Annotated in this window: 20 protein-coding genes; 15 read left to right on the top strand and 5 right to left on the bottom strand. The window is 69.9% G+C overall.

Annotation, left to right across the window (positions count from 1 at the left end):
* Positions 1-19: 19 nt before the first annotated feature.
* Together HRF36_RS14630 and HRF36_RS14625 are read right to left on the bottom strand one after the other, a co-directional pair.
* Positions 20-502, bottom strand: coding sequence for a PTS glucose transporter subunit IIA (locus HRF36_RS14630; RefSeq protein WP_173211143.1), 483 nt, complete (start codon positions 500-502; stop codon positions 20-22).
* Positions 499-732, bottom strand: a complete 234-nt coding sequence (locus HRF36_RS14625; protein ID WP_043594109.1) for a glucose PTS transporter subunit EIIB — start codon at positions 730-732, stop codon at positions 499-501. The genes HRF36_RS14630 and HRF36_RS14625 overlap by 4 nt, the downstream gene beginning before the upstream one ends.
* A gap of 205 nt (positions 733-937) precedes the next feature.
* Here HRF36_RS14625 and HRF36_RS14620 point away from each other — a divergent pair, with 205 nt between their 5' ends.
* The 10 genes from HRF36_RS14620 (at position 938) to HRF36_RS14575 (ending at position 8,969) form a co-directional block, all read left to right on the top strand.
* Positions 938-2,185: a PTS transporter subunit EIIC gene (locus HRF36_RS14620; protein ID WP_173211141.1), complete on the top strand. Its 1,248-nt coding sequence runs from the start codon at positions 938-940 to the stop codon at positions 2,183-2,185.
* 150 nt (positions 2,186-2,335) lie between these two features.
* On the top strand, positions 2,336-3,283 hold the full coding sequence (locus HRF36_RS14615) for a metal ABC transporter solute-binding protein, Zn/Mn family (protein WP_173211139.1): 948 nt from the start codon (positions 2,336-2,338) through the stop codon (positions 3,281-3,283).
* The gene (locus HRF36_RS14610; protein ID WP_371740213.1) at positions 3,280-4,161 is read left to right on the top strand and encodes a metal ABC transporter ATP-binding protein; all 882 of its coding nucleotides are present in this window, start codon (positions 3,280-3,282) and stop codon (positions 4,159-4,161) included. Before HRF36_RS14615 ends, HRF36_RS14610 begins: the two co-directional genes overlap by 4 nt.
* Positions 4,158-5,048 (top strand): metal ABC transporter permease, encoded by an 891-nt coding sequence (locus HRF36_RS14605; RefSeq protein WP_173211135.1) that lies wholly within the window; start codon positions 4,158-4,160, stop codon positions 5,046-5,048. The genes HRF36_RS14610 and HRF36_RS14605 overlap by 4 nt, the downstream gene beginning before the upstream one ends.
* Positions 5,049-5,070: 22 nt before the next feature.
* The gene (locus HRF36_RS14600) at positions 5,071-5,484 is read left to right on the top strand and encodes a transcriptional repressor (protein WP_173211314.1); all 414 of its coding nucleotides are present in this window, start codon (positions 5,071-5,073) and stop codon (positions 5,482-5,484) included.
* Positions 5,485-5,737: 253 nt separating this feature from the next.
* The gene (gene rpmB / locus HRF36_RS14595) at positions 5,738-5,974 is read left to right on the top strand and encodes a 50S ribosomal protein L28 (RefSeq protein WP_043595945.1); all 237 of its coding nucleotides are present in this window, start codon (positions 5,738-5,740) and stop codon (positions 5,972-5,974) included.
* On the top strand, positions 5,974-6,141 hold the full coding sequence (rpmG, locus tag HRF36_RS14590; protein WP_043595944.1) for a 50S ribosomal protein L33: 168 nt from the start codon (positions 5,974-5,976) through the stop codon (positions 6,139-6,141). The genes rpmB and rpmG overlap by 1 nt, the downstream gene beginning before the upstream one ends.
* Before the next feature lie 2 nt (positions 6,142-6,143).
* A complete protein-coding gene (gene rpsN, locus HRF36_RS14585; RefSeq protein WP_043595941.1) occupies positions 6,144-6,449 on the top strand; it encodes a 30S ribosomal protein S14 in 306 nt (101 codons plus the stop codon).
* 105 nt (positions 6,450-6,554) lie between these two features.
* A complete protein-coding gene (locus HRF36_RS14580) occupies positions 6,555-6,842 on the top strand; it encodes an HU family DNA-binding protein (protein ID WP_043595940.1) in 288 nt (95 codons plus the stop codon).
* A gap of 141 nt (positions 6,843-6,983) precedes the next feature.
* The gene (locus HRF36_RS14575; RefSeq protein WP_173211134.1) at positions 6,984-8,969 is read left to right on the top strand and encodes a cytochrome c oxidase assembly protein; all 1,986 of its coding nucleotides are present in this window, start codon (positions 6,984-6,986) and stop codon (positions 8,967-8,969) included.
* A gap of 36 nt (positions 8,970-9,005) precedes the next feature.
* On the opposite strand, the gene HRF36_RS14570 is transcribed toward HRF36_RS14575, so the two are convergent.
* Positions 9,006-10,040 carry an LLM class flavin-dependent oxidoreductase gene (locus HRF36_RS14570; protein WP_173211132.1) on the bottom strand — a complete coding sequence of 345 codons (1,035 nt, stop codon included), beginning with the start codon at positions 10,038-10,040 and terminating at the stop codon, positions 9,006-9,008.
* A 65-nt stretch (positions 10,041-10,105) separates the two neighbouring features.
* Positions 10,106-10,750: an HD domain-containing protein gene (locus HRF36_RS14565; RefSeq protein WP_173211130.1), complete on the bottom strand. Its 645-nt coding sequence runs from the start codon at positions 10,748-10,750 to the stop codon at positions 10,106-10,108.
* A 164-nt stretch (positions 10,751-10,914) separates the two neighbouring features.
* Here HRF36_RS14565 and HRF36_RS14560 point away from each other — a divergent pair, with 164 nt between their 5' ends.
* From HRF36_RS14560 to HRF36_RS14545, 4 genes are all read left to right on the top strand, one after another.
* Positions 10,915-11,922, top strand: coding sequence for a GlxA family transcriptional regulator (locus tag HRF36_RS14560; protein WP_173211128.1), 1,008 nt, complete (start codon positions 10,915-10,917; stop codon positions 11,920-11,922).
* Between the two features lie 73 nt (positions 11,923-11,995).
* A complete protein-coding gene (locus HRF36_RS14555) occupies positions 11,996-12,355 on the top strand; it encodes a GntR family transcriptional regulator (RefSeq protein ID WP_173211126.1) in 360 nt (119 codons plus the stop codon).
* Entirely contained in the window at positions 12,352-13,245 is an 894-nt protein-coding gene (locus tag HRF36_RS14550) for an ATP-binding cassette domain-containing protein (protein ID WP_173211124.1), read from the top strand. Before HRF36_RS14555 ends, HRF36_RS14550 begins: the two co-directional genes overlap by 4 nt.
* Complete coding sequence (locus HRF36_RS14545) at positions 13,242-13,952, top strand: hypothetical protein (RefSeq protein ID WP_173211122.1); 711 nt, start codon at positions 13,242-13,244, stop codon at positions 13,950-13,952. The genes HRF36_RS14550 and HRF36_RS14545 overlap by 4 nt, the downstream gene beginning before the upstream one ends.
* 10 nt (positions 13,953-13,962) lie before the next feature.
* On the opposite strand, the gene HRF36_RS14540 is transcribed toward HRF36_RS14545, so the two are convergent.
* Positions 13,963-14,976 carry a hypothetical protein gene (locus tag HRF36_RS14540; protein ID WP_173211120.1) on the bottom strand — a complete coding sequence of 338 codons (1,014 nt, stop codon included), beginning with the start codon at positions 14,974-14,976 and terminating at the stop codon, positions 13,963-13,965.
* A 103-nt stretch (positions 14,977-15,079) separates the two neighbouring features.
* Here HRF36_RS14540 and HRF36_RS14535 point away from each other — a divergent pair, with 103 nt between their 5' ends.
* The gene (locus HRF36_RS14535) at positions 15,080-16,411 is read left to right on the top strand and encodes a DEAD/DEAH box helicase (RefSeq protein ID WP_173211118.1); all 1,332 of its coding nucleotides are present in this window, start codon (positions 15,080-15,082) and stop codon (positions 16,409-16,411) included.
* The last annotated feature ends 15 nt before the right edge of the window (positions 16,412-16,426 follow it).

Here is a 16,426-nt window from a genome sequence, read left to right as displayed (position 1 = left end):
TGGCCCCGCCGCGTCGGCCTCAGAGGTAGAAGAGGGGCTCCCCCGAGTTGACGGTCGTGCCGACGGCCTGCTGCGAGACGCTGTCGGGGGCGCTGTCGAGCACGACGACCGGGACGACGGCCGAGTAGCCCGCCTCGGCCACGACGGCCGGGTCGAAGCGGACGACGAGGTCGCCCGCCGCGACGGTCGCGCCCTCGGCGACGGCGAGTTCGAAGCCCGAGCCGCCGAGTTTCACGGTGTCGATGCCGACGTGCACGAGCACACCCGTGCCGGATTCGGCGACGACGACGAACGCGTGCGGGTGCAGTTTGACGATTTCGCCCGCGATCGGTGAGACGACCAAGACGCGAGCGCCCGCGCCGGCGTCAGCGCCGTCACCGGCAGGAGGCGCGCTCGGCTCGACCGCGACACCCGCGCCCACGAGCTGCCCGGCGAACACGGCGTCGGGCACCTCGGCGAGCGCCGTCACCCGGCCGGCGACCGGCGAGACGACCGTGGTCACGGCAGCAGGTCGTTGATGTCTTCAGCGAGCGAGTCGGCGATCGTGCCGACGATCACCTGGACACTGCCACCGGCGTGGACGACGGCGGTCGCTCCGGCGGCCTTGAGGGCGGCGTCGTCGACGAGCGAGACGTCCCGCACGTCGGTGCGGAGGCGCGTGATGCAGCCCTCGATCTCTTCGATGTTGTCGGCGCCGCCGAGTCCGTCGATCATGGCCTGTGCTTTCGACATGAGCTGTTCTCCTCCATCGGTCGGTCGCTCGGGGCGACGCGGGTGTCGTCCTAGTTGACACCACCCGCCGGTCTGAGGAAACTACCACTCACTGGTCATGACCGGACAGGACCGGACGCGCTCTGCGCGACCCGCGCCTCCTGCACCGCCCCACCCCCACGACCCACCCCGCGCCACGGCTGCTCACCGACGAGAGGACCACCTGATGACGACGACGACCGAGTCGGCCCCGACCAAGAAGAGGGGCTCGGCCGCGTTCGCGGTGCTGCAGCGCCTCGGTCGCAGCCTCATGCTGCCGATCGCCGTGCTGCCGGCCGCGGGCATCCTGCTGCGGCTCGGGCAGGCCGACCTGCTCGGCGCGATCCCCGGCTTCGAGACGGGTGCCTCGGTGATCGGCGCGGCCGGCCAGGCCGTCTTCACCTGGTTGCCGCTGATCTTCGCGGTCGGCATCGCCATCGGCTGGGCCAAGAAGAGCGACGGCTCGACCGCCCTGGCGGCCGTGGTCGGCTACATGGTGATCGACGGGGTGTTCAAGGCGATGTCGCCCCTCGTGCTCGCCGGTCGCGAGACCGCGACGGGCGACCCCGAGCTGATCAACTACGGCGTACTCGGCGGCATCGTGATGGGCATCCTGTCGGCGATGATCTGGCAGCGTTTCTACCGGACCAAGCTGCCCGACTTCCTCGGCTTCTTCTCGGGGCGGCGCATGGTGCCGATCCTCACCGCGGTCACCGGTCTGATCGTCGGCGTCGTGATGTCGTTCATCTACCCCCTGTTCAACAACGCGCTCACCGGCATCGGGCAGGCCGTCGCCTCGAACGACGTGATCGGCGGCGGGGTCTACGGCGTCGTCAACCGACTTCTGATCCCGACGGGACTGCACCACATCCTCAACTCGGTCGTGTGGTTCCTGGTCGGTGACTACACCAACGCAGGCGGCGAGGTCGTGCGCGGCGACCTGTACCGCTTCTTCGCCGGTGACCCGAGCGCCGGCGTCTTCATGACCGGGTTCTTCCCGATCTTCATGTTCGCCCTGCCCGCGGCGGCCCTCGCGATCTGGCGTCACGCGCGCCCCGAGAAGAAGAAGCTGATCGGCGGCATCATGCTGTCGACCGCGCTGACCGCGTTCATCACGGGCATCACCGAGCCGCTCGAGTTCTCGTTCATGTTCGTCGCCTGGCCGCTCTACCTCATCCACGCGGTGCTGACCGGAACGTCGATGATGCTGGTCAACGCGCTCGACATCCACACCGGGTTCACGTTCTCGGCGGGGTTGATCGACTACGTGCTGAACTTCAACATCTCGCAGAACTCGATCTGGCTGATCCCGATCGGGCTGGGCTACGCGGTCGTCTACTACTTCTTGTTCAGCTTCGTGATCAAGAAGTGGAACCTCAAGACCCCCGGCCGCGAAGACGACGACGCCGCTGTCGGCGAGTCCGCCTCGGCCTGAGCGCTCTCGACACCCCCTGTTCCGCGTCACACCCTCGGAACAGGGGGTGTCGTGCCGAACAGGGGGTGTCGCGCAGCGGGGGAGGCGCGCTCGGGTGGCGCGCGCCTCCTCGTTTTGACAATCATTATCAGTAGCAATAGCGTGGCGGTCATGAAGATGCGCTCGCTGCCGACCCTGATCGTCCTGCCTGCCGCGGCGGCCCTCGTCCTGAGCGGATGCGCGACGTCGAGCGATGCCGGTTCGGCCGAGGCCGCCGACGGAGGCGCGGTCTCGGTCGTCACGTCGACCAACGTCTACGGCGACATCGCCGAGACCGTCGGCGGGGACCTCGTCGACGTCACGAGCATCATCAGCGATCCCTCTCAGGACCCGCACTCGTACGAAGCCGACGCCCGCACGCAGCTGGCCGTCTCGAAGGCCGACGTGATCGTCGAGAACGGCGGTGGCTACGACTCGTTCGTCGACACGATGGTCGACGCGAGCGGCACCGACGCCACGGTCGTGAACGCCGTCGACGTCTCGGGCCTCGACCCCGAGGCCGGGCACGACGACCACGCCGACCACGACCACGCTGCGTTCAACGAGCACGTCTTCTACAGCCTCCCGAGCATGGCGAAGCTCGCCACCGCCATGGCCGACGAGTTCGGCCGCGTCGACACGGCGAACGCCGACACCTTCACCGCGAACGCCGAGGCGTTCGGCGAGAAGGTCGCCGACCTGGAGGCGCAGGCCGCGTCGATCAAGACGGCCCACGACGGCGAATCGGTCGCCTACACCGAGCCCGTGCCCGGCTACCTGTTCGACGCGATGGGTCTCGTCAACGTGACGCCCGAGGCGTTCGCCGAGGCGATCGAGGAGGGCGACGACGTCTCGCCCGCCGTGCTCAACGAGACCCTGAAGCTGTTCACCGACGGTCAGGTCGACCTGCTCGCCTACAACGAGCAGACCTCGAGCCCCGAGACCGAGCAGGTCGAGAAGGCCGCGACCGACGCGGGCGTCGCCATCGTGCCGGTCACCGAGCTGCTGCCCGAGGGGGAAGACTACGTGTCATGGCAACAGAGCAACATCGACGCGATCTCGGAGGCACTCGGCCGGTGACCGACCCCTCCGGCGCGACCTCCGTCGCCGCCGCCACCCGCGCCTCCTCGGCCGGTGGCGGCGGCGACGCCGTGCTGCGCCTGCGCGGCGCGGGCGTCTCGTTCGGCGCCCGGACGCTCTGGTCGGGGCTCGACCTCGACGTGCGGCCGGGTGAGTTCGTGGCCGTCCTGGGCCCCAACGGCGCGGGCAAGACGACGATGCTGCGGACGATCCTCGGGCAGCAACAGCTGACCGACGGGAGCATCGAGTTCCTCGGCCGGCCGGTGGGGCGCGGCCACCGGCGCATCGGCTACGTGCCGCAGCAACGACTGATGGAATCGGGCACTCCCCTGCGCGCCCGCGACATGATCGCGCTCGGCGTCACCGGTCACCGTTGGGGGCCGCGCCGCGAGTCACCCGCCGAGCGCGCCCGCATCGACACCCTGGTCCGAGAGGTCGGCGCGACGTCGTTCGCGAGCTCGCCGGTCGCGAGCCTCAGCGGCGGCGAGCAGCAGCGCACCCGGGTCGGCCAGGCCCTCGCGGCCGAACCGGCCCTGCTGCTCTGTGACGAGCCCCTCATCTCGCTCGACCTGCGCCACCAGCGCGAGGTCACGCGCCTGATCGACGAGCAGCGGCGCGCACGCAACGCTGCGGTCGTGTTCGTCACCCACGACGTCAACCCGATCCTGGACGTCGTCGACCGGGTGCTCTACCTCGCCGGCGGCCGGTTCCGCATCGGCACACCCGACGAGGTGCTCCGTGCCGACGTGCTGAGCGACCTCTACGGCACCCCGGTCGACGTGATCCGCACCATGGGCCGCGTCGTGATCGTCGGCAGCCACGACGGGCACGACCACCACGTCGACGAGCACCCGGGCGACGAAGGGCTCGTCCGATGACCGACCTGTGGTCGCAGCTGTTCAGCTTCCAGGACTTCGGCGAATTGCTCGTGCTCGTGCGCAACAGCGTCATCGCCGGCGCCGTGCTCGGCCTCGTCGGTGGACTGATCGGCCCGTTCGTCATCACCCGCAACATGCCCTTCGCGGTGCACGGCATCAGCGAGCTCTCGTTCGCGGGCGCCGCGGCCGCCCTGCTGCTCGGCGTCAACGTCGTCAGCGGGTCGCTCGTCGGCAGCCTGATCGCCGCCCTGCTGATCGGTCTGCTCGGCACCCGGGCCCGCGAACGCAACTCGATCATCGCGGTGCTCATGCCGTTCGGCCTGGGTCTCGGCATCCTCTTCCTGGCGCTCTACCGGGGACGGTCGGCCAACAAGTTCGGGTTGCTGACCGGTCAGATCGTGTCGGTCGACAACCCGCAGCTGGGCTGGCTGATCGCCATCTCCGCCGTCGTGATCGTCACGCTGGTCGTCATCTGGCGACCCCTGACCTTCGCCAGCGTCGACCCCGACGTCGCCGCGGCGGCCGGCGTGCCCGTCCGCACCCTCGGCATCGTGTTCATGCTGGTGCTCGGCCTGTCGGTCGCGGTGTCGGTCCAGATCATCGGCGCGCTGCTCGTGCTCTCGCTGCTCGTGACGCCCGCGGCGGCCGCGTTGCGACTCACCGTGAACCCACGGCTCGTGCCCGTGCTGAGCGTGACGTTCGCCGTCGTCTCGGTCGTCGGCGGCATCCTGCTCGCCCTCGGCGGCGGCCTGCCGATCAGCCCCTACGTCACCACGATCTCGTTCGCGATCTGGCTCGTCTGCCGCCTCGTCAGCTGGCGGCGCACGACCGCCGCCGGGAGGCCACGCAGGAGGCCACGGGTACCCTTGGCCCCGACCGGGGTCTGACACAGAGAGGCAGGACGACGTGGTGGTCCGACGCAACACGTGGCAACGCGAGGCCGTGCGAGAAGCACTCGGCACGAGCGAGGGGTTCGTCAGCGCCCAGGCGCTGCACGCCCACCTGCGCGAGACCGGCATCGGCCTGGCCACGGTCTACCGGGCCCTCGCCGACCTCGCCGCCGACGGCTCCGCCGACTCGCTGCAGCAAGAGGGCGAGAGCCTCTACCGCGCCTGCACCCCGGGCACGCACCACCACCACCTGATCTGCCGGAACTGCGGCACCACGGTCGAGATCGAGGCCGACGAGGTCGAGACCTGGGCCCATCACGTCGCCGCGACGCACGGGTTCACCGAGGCGCAGCACGTCGTCGACGTGTTCGGCCTGTGCCCCGCGTGCACGGCCGAGGCCCGTGAGGCCGCCGAGGCCTCCGCGTCCCACTGAGCCGCGCCTCCTCGACACCGGTCGCCACGGCCCCGCGGCGCCTCGGCCCGACGTCGCGAGGGCCCCGCAGGCGCGGGTTGCGTCGCTCCGGGCGTGTCGCGTAAGCTCTCCCTTTGGTTGGGCGCTCTCTGCGCCCATGTGCACCGCCCCCCGGCACCATCGCCCGATCCGACGATCGGGCAGGGGGACCGGCGCGCCGACAAGTGACCTTGGGTGAGGGCTTCGGCCCTCACGGTATCTACGGAGGAAAACCATGGCAGCAACCTGCCAGGTGACTGGAGCCGTTCCCGGCTTCGGGCACAACATCTCGCACTCGCACCGACGCACCAAGCGTCGTTTCGACCCGAACATCCAGAAGAAGACGTACTACGTGCCGTCGCTTCGTCGTAACGTGACGCTGCAGCTCAGCGCCAAGGGCATCAAGGTCATCGACGCTCGTGGTATCGAGTCGGTCGTCAAGGACCTGCTCGCTCGTGGGGAGAAGATCTAATGGCTCGTCAGCAGGACGTTCGTCCCATCATCAAGCTCCGCTCGACGGCGGGCACCGGTTTCACGTACGTGACCAAGAAGAACCGTCGCAACAACCCCGACCGTCTCGTGCTGAAGAAGTACGACCCGGTGATTCGCAAGCACGTCGAATTCCGCGAGGAGCGCTAAAAATGGCCAAGAAGAGCATGATCGCCAAGAACAACCAGCGCGCCGAGATCGTGGCCCGCTACGCCGAGAAGCGTCTCGAGCTGAAGAAGGCCCTGATCGACCCGAACGGTTCCGACGAGAGCCGTGAGGCCGCTCGCCTGGGTCTGCAGAAGCTGCCGCGCAACGCGTCGCCGGTCCGCCTCCGCAACCGCGACTCGGTCGACGGCCGCCCCCGTGGTCACCTCAAGGCCTACGGCATCAGCCGCGTGCGGTTCCGCGACATGGCCCACCGGGGCGAGTTGCCGGGCATCACGAAGTCTTCCTGGTAGGTTTCAACCGGTTCCACAGGGCCCTCGGCTCTCTGGTCTCGACCGCGCAGGCATGGTGAACGCCGTGTCTCGTCATACCGAACGAAGTCCGAGGAGGACATTTATATGGCTGACAAGTCACTGAACCGTACCGAGCTCGTCGCAGCTGTCGCATCCGAGTCCGGCCAGAGCCAGGCCGCCGTCAGCGGCGTCGTCGACGCGTTCTTCTCCGTCGTCTCGAAGTCGGTCGCCGACGGCACGAAGGTCACCATCCCCGGGTGGATCGCCTTCGAGAAGACGCACCGCGCCGCTCGCACCGGCCGCAACCCCCAGACGGGTGAGGCCCTCGAGATCGCCGCCAGCGACAGCGTCAAGGTCAGCGCCGGCAGCAAGCTCAAGGCTGCCGTCAAGTAGTCCTCGCTCTCACGAGCACCCGAGAAGGGGCGTGACGACCATCGGTCGTCCCGCCCCTTCTCTCGTTCTGATCACTCGACGTCGAGCGACGTCCTGCACCCCCGCCTGTTCACCAGGTGATCCGACTTACCCTGGTAGACGATGCCCAGACTCGCCCGAACCACGGCGCCCGCACTGCTCGTGCTGGTGGCGTTCGCGTCCCTCCTCGCCGCACTCACGTTCGGCGGGGCGGCCGACGCGCCCCTCGTCGTCGACCCCGGCCAGGTCGTGCGCTACGGCCTACCGATGGCCAAGATGCTCGGCAACATCGGTGCGGCTCTCACCATCGGCACGCTCTTCCTGACCTGCTTCGCCCTCACCCGACGCGAAGCCGAATACGACCGCGCCCTGGACGTCGCGGCCGCCGCCGCGGGCTTCTGGGCCGTCGCCTCGGCCGTCACCGCGTTCTTCACCTTCCTCAGCGTGGCCAACGTGCCGGTCACCTTCGACGACCAGTTCGGACGGACGCTCGCGTTCTTCCTGACGGACACCGAGCTCGGGACCGCCTGGCTCATCACGACCCTGATCGCGGCGACGGTCACGGTGCTGTGCTTCGTCGTCCGCAACATCTGGTTGGTCGTCGCCGTGACCGTGCTCGCCGCGGGCGGGCTCATCCCCATCGCCGAGCAGGGCCACGCGGCCGGCACGAGTGGGCACGACGCCGCCGTCACCGACCTCGCCCTGCACCTGGTGGGGGCCTCGGTCTGGCTCGGTGGCCTGCTCGCCATCGTGCTGCTCCGCGGCCACCTCTCGAGCGGGCGGCTGGCGATCGTGCTGGCGCGCTACTCGAGCGTGGCCATCGTCTGCTTCGTGGTCGTCGCGGTCTCGGGCGTCGGAAGCGCCGCCATCCGCATCGGCGACTGGTCGGCCCTGACGTCGGGTTACGGCGTCCTCGTGCTGGTCAAGACGTTCGCCCTCGTGGCGCTGGGTCTGTTCGGCGTCGTGCAGCGGCGGTGGCTCGTGGACCGCCTGGCGACGCACCCCAAGGCGACGACGAAGCTCTTCTGGTGGTTCGTCACCGCCGAGCTCGCGTTCATGGGTCTCGCCTCGGGCGTCGCGGCGGCCCTGGCCCGGACGGCCACCCCGGTCGAACAGATCGCCGCGACCGATCTCGCCGACCCCACGCCGGCGGTCATCCTCACCGAAGAGGCGCTGCCGCCCGAGCTGACGCCCCTGCGCTACCTCACCGAGTGGAACGTCGACCTGCTCTGGGGGCTGCTCTGCGCCTTCGGCGTCTTCTTCTACCTGGCCGGCGTCGTCCGCCTGCACCGCCGCGGCGACCGCTGGCCGATCGGGCGCACCGTCTCGTGGGTGGCCGGCCTCGTCGTGCTGTTCTACATCACCTGTGGCGCCCCGAACGTCTACGAGGAGTACCTCTTCAGCACCCACATGCTCGCGCACATGGCGCTGGGCATGCTCGTCCCCGTGCTGCTCGTGCCGGGTGCGCCCGTGACGCTCGCCTTGCGCACCATCACGAAGCGCAAGGACGGGACCCGCGGCGGCCGCGAGTGGATCATGATCCTCGTGCACTCCCGGTTCGCGACCTTCGTCAGCAACCCGATCATCTCGGCGGTGCTGTTCGCGGGCTCGTTGTGGGCGTTCTACTACACGCCGTTGTTCAGCTGGGCGACGACCACGCACATCGGCCACTACTGGATGATCGTGCACTTCCTGATCACCGGCTACCTCTTCGTGCAGTCGATGATCGGCATCGACCCCGTCAAGGGTCGACTCCCCTACCCCGCCCGCCTCGTCGTGCTGCTGGGGACCATGGCGTTCCACGCGTTCTTCGGCCTGGGCATCATGAGTGCCACCGGGCTCTTCCTCGCCGACTGGTACGGCGCCATGGGTCGCACGTGGGGGCCGACCCCCATGGAGGACCAGTACGTCGCCGGCGGCATCGCCTGGAGCGTCGGCGAGATCCCGACGATCGTCATGGCCATCGCCGTGGCCATCATGTGGAGCCGCAGCGACGGCCGCGAGGCCGTCCGGAAGGACCGCCAGGCCGAGCGCGACGACGACGCCGAGCTGAGGGCGTACAACGAGCAGCTCGAGGCGCTGGCGCATCAGCGCGAGCGCACCCGCTGACGCGACGGCCCGGGGGTCGAGGAGGCGCGGGTCGGGTCAGGCCAGCATCTCGCGGACCAGCGGCACGACCTTCGTCCCGTAGAGCTCGATGCTGCGCATCATGAGCTCGTGCGGCAGGCGCCCCATGCTGTAGCGCATGTCGAAGCGGGTCGCACCCAGCAGACGCATGTTCTGCGCGATCTTCGTGGCGACGGTCTCGGGCGACCCCACGTAGAGCGCACCCGTCGAGCTGGCGCTCGCCTCGTACTGCGCGCGGCTGTAGGGGGGCCAGCCGCGTTCGCGACCGAGCTGGTTCGTCTGCTCCTCTTGGTAGGGGAACAGCGCCTCCTTGGCGTCGGCGTCCGTCTCGGCGACGAAGCCGGGCGAGTGCATCGCGATCGGCTGCGAGTCGTGACCGAACTCGCCGAGGGCGCGACGGTAGAGGTCGGCGTAGGGCGCGAACTGGGCGGGCTGGCCACCGATGATCGCGAGGAAGAGCGGGAACCCGTAGTGCGCGGCCCGGATGACCGACTGCGGCGATCCGCCGACGCCGACCCAGGTGCGCATCGAGCCGCCCTCGGTCTTCGGGTAGACCTCTTGCCCGTCGAGGCCGGCGCGGACGGTGCCCGACCAGGTCGTCGGCCCCTCCTTCAGCAGCTCGGCGAAGAGCTGGATCTTCTCTTCGAAGAGCACCTCGTAGTCCTGGAGGTCGAGCCCGAAGAGCGGGAACGACTCGGTGAACGAGCCGCGGCCCAGGATGACCTCGGCCCGGCCGTTCGAGATCGCGTCGACTGTGGCGAAGCGCTGGAAGACCCGGACGGGGTCGTCCGAGCTGAGCACCGTGACGGCAGAACCCAGACGGATCGTCTTCGTGCGGGCGGCGATCGCGGCGAGCACGACCTCGGGGGCCGAGACGGCGAAGTCCTTGCGGTGGTGCTCGCCGACTCCGATGAAGTCGAGGCCCACCTCGTCGGCCAGGACGGCCTGGTCGACCAGGTTGCGGATGGCCTCGGCGTGCGTGACCGGACTGCCGTCGAGACGGTCCGTGATGTCGCCGAAGGTGTCGAGGCCGAACTCGAGGGGGTGTGCCATGCGCGTGCTCTCCAAATCAATACGTTTGCATCATTCTACCCGATCGGCGCCGGATGTGGTTCGACTCACGGCCGGTCGAGGGGGTTCGCGGCGATGCGGTCGCGCATTCCGCCACGGATGGCCCGGGCGGCCTCGGACCCGGGCTTCCGGTGGGCCTGGGTCGACATCGACCCGGCGAACTCGACGCCGAAGCCGTCCCGGGGCACGCGCGCGACGAGGGCGCCGACGAGTTCGCCCGGCCAGTCGTCGCCACCGACCCCCGACACGTCCAGGCTCGTCGCCCGCTCGAGCAGATGCCCCTCGACGTCGAGGTCGGCCGAGACCGCCGGCCACATGTGCCGCACGATCACGTCGAGCACCCGCTGGGCCCGTTCGGCCGACCAGCCCGCCCCCGTCGCGAACACCCGGGCGACCTCGCCCCCTGCTCGCTCGAACGGCTCGGTGTGGCTGTCGAACGGTGACGTCAACCCGACGTCGTGCAGGGCCGCCGCCACGAACAGCAGTTCGTGGTCGAAGGCCAGGCCCTCACGTCGCCCGAGGTCGACGGCGAGCGCCGCCGAGCGGCGGCTGTGCGCGAGCAGGGCCGGGCTCGACACGGCGGCGGCGGCCTCGAGGGCGCGGGAGGCTACGAGCGAAGGAGGCGCGAGCAGCTCGTCGAGGAGGGCGGCGGTCGGTCGCGACTCGGGCGTCGGGCGGGGCTCGGGCGTCATGGCAGGAACCCTACGGGTGGACAGCTCCTGCCACGAGTGGCAGTGTTGCCACCACCCCTCGACATCCCGCCAACGCGCCACGATGTGATCACCACGCCACGAGAAAAGATGGCGCTGTGTCCACGTCGTGGCGGCGTGCGGCTCGACTCACCCCAGGAGCCCCGATGCCCCCGTTCCGCACCGTCGCCACGATCGTCGCCGACGGCGTCGCGCCCTTCGAATTCGGGGTGCTCTGCGAGGTGTTCGGCCTCGACCGGACCGACGAGGGCGCGCCTCCGTTCGAGCACCGCATCGTGACCGAGCACCCGGGGCTCGTCCGCACGAACCAGGGGTTCTCGATCACGGTCGACCTCGACCTGGGTGCCGCGGCCGACGCGGACGTCATCTGCGTGCCGGCCCTATGGAACCGCCCCGACCAGGCCGAGTTCGTCTCGCCGGCGGTGCGCGAGCTGCTCGTCGCGGCCGAGGCCCGGGGGGCGTGGTTGCTGAGCGTCTGCAGCGGGGCGTTCGTCCTCGCCGAGGCCGGGTTGCTCGACGGCCGCCGGGCGACGACGCACTGGCGGTACTCGGACGCCTTGCAGCGCGAGTACCCCGCGATCGACGTCGACCCCGACGTGCTCTTCGTCGAGGACCGCCGGATCATCACGAGCGCCGGCACCGCCGCCGGCATCGACGCCTGCCTGCACCTCGTCCGCCGCGAGCACGGTGCCGCCGCCGCGAACGTGATCGCTCGGCGCATGGTCGTCCCGCCGCACCGCGACGGCGGTCAGAGCCAGTTCATCAAGACGCCCCTCCCGGTCGAGGTCGACGACTCCCTCGCGCCGTTGACCGACTGGATGCTCGGGCACCTCCGCGACGACCTGAGCATCGAGGGGTTGGCCGCGAGGGCGCACATGTCGCCGCGCACCTTCGCCCGACGATTCAAGGCCGAGGCGGGGGCGACGCCCGGGGCATGGCTCACCCGCCAGCGCCTCCTGCGGTCGCAAGAGCTTCTCGAGGCGACGGGGCTCGGCATCGACGCGATCGCCGACGGGGTCGGCTTCGGTTCGGCCGCCGTCCTGAGGCACCACTTCGCCCGCGTGCTCGGCACCACCCCGCGGGCCTATCGCGCGACCTTCGGCGGCGTGGGCGACGTGCGCGACCTCGAGCGGGCTGGAGCGGCCACCGCCTGACCAGGACGGACCTTGACAGGCCGATCCGCGCCTCCTAGGTTAACTACCTAAGTAGCTAACCAAAGGAGCTGTTGTGCTCGACGATGGGACGCCGATCTTCCAGCAGCTCGCTGCGCAGATCGAGAAGGACGTGCTCGACGGCACCTATGCCGACGAGGCACCGGTGGCGTCGACCACCGAGCTCGCCGCGTTCTACCGGATCAACCCGGCCACGGCCGGCAAAGCCGTCAACCTGTTGGTCGACCGCGGCATCCTCTACAAGCGCCGGGGCGTCGGCATGTTCGTCGCGACCGGCGCCCGCGAGCGCCTGGCCGAACACCGACGGGCCCGCTTCTCCGACGAGTACGTGCGCCCCCTGGTGTCCGAGGCGCGCGCGCTGGGCATCGACGTCGCCGCCCTCCACCACCTGATCGAACAAGAGGACCAGTCATGAGCCCCGTGATCGAGATCACCGACCTGAGCCGCCGTTACGGCTCCTCCCTAGCCCTGGACGGCGTCGACCTCCACGTCGACGAAGGCGTCATCTGCGGCCTCCTCGGCCGCAACGGCGCCGGCAAGACCACGTTGATGGCCTGCGTCGCCGGCCAGGAACGACCATCAGGAGGCGCGGTGAGGGTCTTCGGCCGAGAGCCCGCCGACCACGCCGACGTCCTGTCGCGGGTGTCGTTCGTGCGCGACAGTCAGCGGTACCCGGACGGTTTCCGGCTCAAGCACGTGCTGTCGGTGGCGCCGGCCTTCCATCGCGGGTGGGACGCCGCGCTCGCCCGCGACCTGGCCGCCGAACTGCGGGTGCCCGAGAAGACCGACCTGAAGAAGATGTCCCGCGGGCAGCTGTCCGCCGCGTCGATCGTGATCGGCATGGCCTCTCGGGCCCCGTTGACGATCTTCGACGAGCCCTACCTCGGCCTGGACGCCACGGCCCGGCAGCTCTTCTACGACCGCCTGCTCGCCGACTACTCGACCCACCCCCGCACGATCCTGCTCTCGACCCACCTGATCGACGAGATGGAAGCCCTGCTCGAGCGGGTAGTCGTGCTCGACGAGGGCCGGGTGCGGCTCGACTCCGACGTCGACCAAGCGCGGGCCTCCGCCTACCAGGTCGCGGGTACGGCATCCACCGTCGACCGGTTCACGAGTGGGCGCCGCCTCCTGTCGCAGCACGCGGTGGGCGGGCTTAAGACGGCGGTCGTGGACGGCGTCGCCGACGGCACCGCGCGCGCCGAGGCGGCCACCGCGGGCGTCGAACTCTCGGGGGTCTCACTGCAACAGGTCGTCGCGGCGCTCGGGTCGCGCGACACCGAACTCGAAGGAGCCGCCTCGTGAACCGCATCATGCCCGTCGTCCGCCTGCAGTTCGCCCGTCGACGCAGCGTCCTGCTCGTACCGTTGATCATCGTAGCCATCACGGTCGCCGTCACCGTGGTGATCCAAGTCACCCTCCAACGCTCGGGCACCTACGACGACGGCACCTCATACGCCACCGGCGCGCGTTTCAATCCGGGGGTCGTGTGGGCCCAGTCCGGGTACCTCGTCGCCATGGGCGTCGCCTCGGTCGCCTCGACCTTCCCCCTCGCCGCCTCGTTCGGGGCGACGCGGCGCGCGTTCGCGTTGGGCACGGCCGTGACGCACACCCTCGTCGCGCTCTACCTGACCGGCGTGTCCGCCGCCCTGCTCGCGCTCGAGATCCTGACCGACCACTGGTTCGGCGGCTTCTACGTCTTCGACGTCAACGTCCTCGGTGCCGGCGACCTGGGCGCGCTCGTCCCGATCGTGTTCCTCGGCGCCCTCGTCGCCCAGACGGCCGGTGGGGTGTTCGGAGCGGCCTGGCTGCGGTTCGGGCCGCGCGGTCCGCTCGGCATCTCGATCGGCATCGTCCTCGTGCTGGCCGTCGCACTCCTCGCCTCCGGCCCCTCGCTGCCCACCGTGTTCGCGAACTACCAGAGCTGGTGGTCGGCACTCACGGCGGCGCTGCTCGCGGCGGCCGCGATCGCGGGGACGTACGCGTTCCTGCGCCGCGCCTCCGTCCGTTGACCGGGAGTGACTACTCGAAGGTCAGCTCGTCGGAGGTGCTGATGCGCATCAGGTACGTGACCGTGAACGGGACGTCCTCGTCGATCGTGTACCGCTTGCCGTCGAAGAGCGACTGGGCACCGACGACCAGGTGGGCGGTGCCGGCCACACCGGGCACCTGCCACTGGCCCGACGGACCGGGCACGATCGAGACGACCGGGTGCACGGGGACCGTCCACGTCGGGTCGTCGGTGACCCGGTCGTCGACCTGGCGGCCGAACGGGCAGCCGGCGGGCAGCAGCACCTGCTGCGTGACGCACTGTTCGTCGAGCTGCTGGTCGACCATGTCTTGCACGGCCTCGACGAACGCGACCCGCGGCTGCACCTCGATCGACACCCCCGTCGTCGCCCCCACGCTGAGCGCGTCGGCCTGGACCGTCGGTGCCTCGAGGTAGCGCGACGAATGGTCGAGCTCGAATCGCGACGGGGCGAGCACCGTGAACCGGGTCGCGACGTCGGGGGCGTCGGTCGTGACGTCGCGACCGTCCACCCTGAACCGGGAGTCGTGCTGGGGCGTCACGTCGAGCTGCGCGGTGGGTGCCTGCACGAAGCGCCACGAGTGGAACAGCCCGAACCGGGTGCCCACCCGCTGCACGACGAACTGCGACTGGGCCGGGGCCTCGGCCGTGGCCGACGTGCCCTGCATCGAGTACGAGAGCGTGATGGCGTGGGTGTCGTCGCCGAGGTCGACGTCGCCCACCTCGGTCACGTCGTCGACGCCGCCGAGCGAGGGCACCTCGAGCAGCGCATCGGCCAGCTGGTCGGTCGGCGTGACGCCCGCGAGGGTCAGCGCGCTCGACGTGTCACCGCGGTCGACCGCGGCCACGTAGCCGCGGGCGAAGCCGGCGGCGCTGTAGACGGTGGCGTTCAGCGCCACGACGGTGACCCAGAAACCGATCAGCACGAAGAGCAGCGCTCCGCCCCAGATCGCGACGAAAGGCCAGCCGAGCGGTGAGCGCGTCCCCTCCCCCACAGACGACGACATGACGACAACAATAGGAGGCGCGGGTCACGAACAGCCGAGCGTCGCCCCCGTCGCGGGTAGATTGGTGGCCTCCCCCACTCCCTCCTGAAAGGTGCTCGTCGTCGTGAGCGTGGCCCTCTCCGCCGAACAGCAGGCGCTGTACGACGCGATCGAGAACACCCGCGAGCACATCTTCGTCACGGGACGGGCAGGCACCGGCAAGTCGACGCTGCTGAACCACCTGTCGTGGAACACCTCGAAGCAGATCGTCATCTGCGCCCCCACGGGCGTCGCCGCCCTCAACGTCGGCGGCCAGACGATCCACTCGCTGTTCCGCCTCTCGGTGGGGCTCATCGCCGACCACGACATCGAGCAGAACGCCGAGCTGCGCAAGCTGCTGAACACCATCGACACCCTCGTCATCGACGAGGTCTCGATGGTCAACGCCGATCTGATGGACGCCATCGACCGGTCGCTGCGCCAGGCCCGACAGCGCAAACACGAGCCGTTCGGCGGGGTGCAGGTCGTGCTGTTCGGCGACCCCTACCAACTGCCACCGGTGCCCGGCGACGCCGAAGAGCGCGAGTACTTCCGCGACAACTACCGCTCGATGTGGTTCTTCGACGCCAAGGTGTGGGCCGAGGCGAGCCTGCGCATCTACGAGCTCGCGTTCATCCACCGCCAGACCGAGGGCGACTTCAAAGAGATGCTCAACGCCGTGCGGCACGGTCGGGTCACGGCCGAGATCGCCGGGGCGCTGAACGGCGCCGGCGCCCGGCCGGTGCCCACCGACGGCGGGGCCATCACCCTGGCGACGCGCAACGACACGGTCAACCGCATCAACAAGGTCGAGCTCGATCGCCTGTCGGGCAAGGTGATGACCGCCAAGGCCGAGGTCAGCGGCGAGTTCGGCGGGCGGGCCTACCCGGCCGACGAAGCCCTCGAGCTCAAGGTCGGGGCCCGGGTCATGTTCCTCCGCAACGACTCCGAGCAGCGGTGGGTCAACGGCACGACGGGCGTCGTCACCCGGGTGCGCGACACCGTCTTCGTCGAGGTCGACGGCGAGGTGCACGAGGTGCAGCCCGTCGTGTGGGAGAAACACAAGTACTCGTACTCGGCGACCACCAAGCAGCTCAAGAAAGACGTCGTGGCCGAGTTCACGCAGTTCCCGCTGCGGCTCGCCTGGGCCGTCACGATCCACAAGTCCCAGGGCAAGACCTACGACCGGGCCATCGTCGACCTCGGCTCCCGGGTGTTCAGTGCGGGGCAGACCTACGTCGCCCTGAGCCGCATCACCTCGCTCGAGGGCCTCTACCTGTCTCGCCCGCTCCGGCCGGCCGACATCATCGTCGACCTCGACGTCCGCCGCTTCATGAGCGAGGCGTCGCGCGTGCCGGCGATCAAGGCCGCGGCCGACGCCGGCGTGGCCGAGGACGCCACGGCCGCCGCGGGTTGAGCGCTCGCCTCACGG

Source organism: Frigoribacterium sp. VKM Ac-2836 (assembly GCF_013248995.1).
Taxonomy (GTDB): Bacteria; Actinomycetota; Actinomycetes; order Actinomycetales; family Microbacteriaceae; genus Frigoribacterium.
The sequence above is the reverse complement of the archived record's forward strand: the minus strand, read 5'-3'. Positions and strand labels throughout refer to the sequence as shown.

What these genes read in the sequence shown, in the direction of transcription:
- HRF36_RS14570 (WP_173211132.1), bottom strand. Translation starts at nt 10,040, where the DNA reads ATGGCACACCCCCTCGAGTTCGGCCTCGACACCTTCGGCGACATCACG.
- HRF36_RS14615 (WP_173211139.1), top strand. Translation starts at nt 2,336, where the DNA reads ATGAAGATGCGCTCGCTGCCGACCCTGATCGTCCTGCCTGCCGCGGCG.
- HRF36_RS14625 (WP_043594109.1), bottom strand. Translation starts at nt 732, where the DNA reads ATGTCGAAAGCACAGGCCATGATCGACGGACTCGGCGGCGCCGACAAC.
- rpsN (WP_043595941.1), top strand. Translation starts at nt 6,144, where the DNA reads ATGGCCAAGAAGAGCATGATCGCCAAGAACAACCAGCGCGCCGAGATC.
- HRF36_RS14580 (WP_043595940.1), top strand. Translation starts at nt 6,555, where the DNA reads ATGGCTGACAAGTCACTGAACCGTACCGAGCTCGTCGCAGCTGTCGCA.
- HRF36_RS14605 (WP_173211135.1), top strand. Translation starts at nt 4,158, where the DNA reads ATGACCGACCTGTGGTCGCAGCTGTTCAGCTTCCAGGACTTCGGCGAA.
- HRF36_RS14560 (WP_173211128.1), top strand. Translation starts at nt 10,915, where the DNA reads ATGCCCCCGTTCCGCACCGTCGCCACGATCGTCGCCGACGGCGTCGCG.
- HRF36_RS14620 (WP_173211141.1), top strand. Translation starts at nt 938, where the DNA reads ATGACGACGACGACCGAGTCGGCCCCGACCAAGAAGAGGGGCTCGGCC.
- HRF36_RS14575 (WP_173211134.1), top strand. Translation starts at nt 6,984, where the DNA reads ATGCCCAGACTCGCCCGAACCACGGCGCCCGCACTGCTCGTGCTGGTG.
- HRF36_RS14565 (WP_173211130.1), bottom strand. Translation starts at nt 10,750, where the DNA reads ATGACGCCCGAGCCCCGCCCGACGCCCGAGTCGCGACCGACCGCCGCC.
- rpmG (WP_043595944.1), top strand. Translation starts at nt 5,974, where the DNA reads ATGGCTCGTCAGCAGGACGTTCGTCCCATCATCAAGCTCCGCTCGACG.
- HRF36_RS14540 (WP_173211120.1), bottom strand. Translation starts at nt 14,976, where the DNA reads ATGTCGTCGTCTGTGGGGGAGGGGACGCGCTCACCGCTCGGCTGGCCT.
- rpmB (WP_043595945.1), top strand. Translation starts at nt 5,738, where the DNA reads ATGGCAGCAACCTGCCAGGTGACTGGAGCCGTTCCCGGCTTCGGGCAC.
- HRF36_RS14550 (WP_173211124.1), top strand. Translation starts at nt 12,352, where the DNA reads ATGAGCCCCGTGATCGAGATCACCGACCTGAGCCGCCGTTACGGCTCC.